Origin of the sequence: Methylobacterium isbiliense (assembly GCF_022179325.1) — a bacterium.
Taxonomy (GTDB): Bacteria; Pseudomonadota; Alphaproteobacteria; order Rhizobiales; family Beijerinckiaceae; genus Methylobacterium; species Methylobacterium isbiliense.
Map to the genome: position 1 here is coordinate 1 of NZ_BPQQ01000124.1, position 1283 is coordinate 1283.

1 protein-coding gene is annotated in these 1283 nt (G+C 67.1%); it reads left to right on the forward strand.

Annotated features, from left to right (window positions below; all coding sequences use genetic code 11):
* Positions 1–65: 65 nt before the first annotated feature.
* Positions 66–1249 (forward strand): IS3 family transposase gene (locus MFF61_RS32625; protein WP_238241854.1). Its coding sequence is split into 2 segments (ribosomal slippage): positions 66–330 and positions 330–1249, totalling 1185 coding nucleotides; the frame shifts between segments, so codons are not numbered across the junction.
* The last annotated feature ends 34 nt before the right edge of the window (positions 1250–1283 follow it).

A 1283-nucleotide genomic window follows, 5' to 3' on the forward strand; every position in this document is an offset into this window, starting at 1 on the left:
TGGTCAGCCCCCATCGGAGTGGTCCGCCCTGAAGTATGGCTTTGAGCCAACGGAGGACGGACGCGATGGGAACGAAGAAGCACAGGCCGGAGGAGGTCGTGGCCAAGCTGCGGCAGGTGGACGTGCTGGTCTCGCAGGGGCAGAGCGTGGCTGATGCGATCCGCGCCATCGGCGTGACCGAGGTCACCTACTATCGTTGGCGCAAGGAGTTCGGTGGGCTGAAGTCCGACCAGGTGCGCCGGATGAAGGAACTGGAGACCGAGAACCAGCGCCTGCGCAAGGCGATCGCGGACCTCACGCTCGACAAGCTGATCCTGCAGGAGGCGGCCCGGGGAAACTTCTGAGCCCCGCGCGCCGGCGCGCCTGCATCGAGCATGTTCGGACCGTGCTGAGGGTCTCCGAGCGGCGCGCCTGTCGCGCACTCGGGCAGCATCGCTCGACACAGCGCAAGGTGCCGCGGGGGAGAGACGACGAGGCAGCACTGCTCGCCGATCTGATCGCGTTGGCGCGCCGCTATGGCCGCTACGGCTACCGCAAGATCGCCGCGCTGCTGCGGACGACCGGCTGGTGGGTCAACGACAAGCGGGTGGAGCGGCTGTGGCGGCAGGAGGGGCTGAAGGTGCCGGCCCGTCAGCCCAAGAAGGGCCGGCTGTGGGATGGGGACGGCTCGTGCCTGCGGCTGCGGCCCGAGCACCGCGATCACGTCTGGTCGTATGATTTCGTCGAGGCGCGCACGCATGACGGGCGCAAGTTCCGCATGCTGAACGTCATCGACGAGTTCACCCGCGAGTGTCTGGCCATCCGGGTGGCGCGCAAGCTCAAGGCGGCGGACGTGATCGACGTGCTCTCGGACTTGTTCATCCTGCGGGGCGTGCCCGCGCATGTTCGTTCAGACAATGGGCCGGAGTTCATCGCCACATCTGTGCAGAAGTGGATCACCGCCATGGGCGCAAAAACTGCCTACATCACCCCGGGCTCGCCGTGGGAGAACGGCTACATCGAGAGCTTCAACGCGAGACTGCGGGACGAGTTGCTGAACGGGGAGATCTTCTACTCGCTGCGAGAGGCGCAGATCCTGATCGAAAGCTGGAAGAGACACTACAACGGGGTGCGGCCGCACGCCTCCCTGGGCTATCGCCCGCCGGCCCCGGAGGTGTTCGTGCCCGCCTTGACCGCTTGGCCGGCTGCGCTCGCCCGCCCGGCTCCGCCGGCCAAGCTACCCGTGGTGGACCGGCCAACGGTCCACTAACATTCCACTCGGGCCACCCCGTGGGGGCTGATCA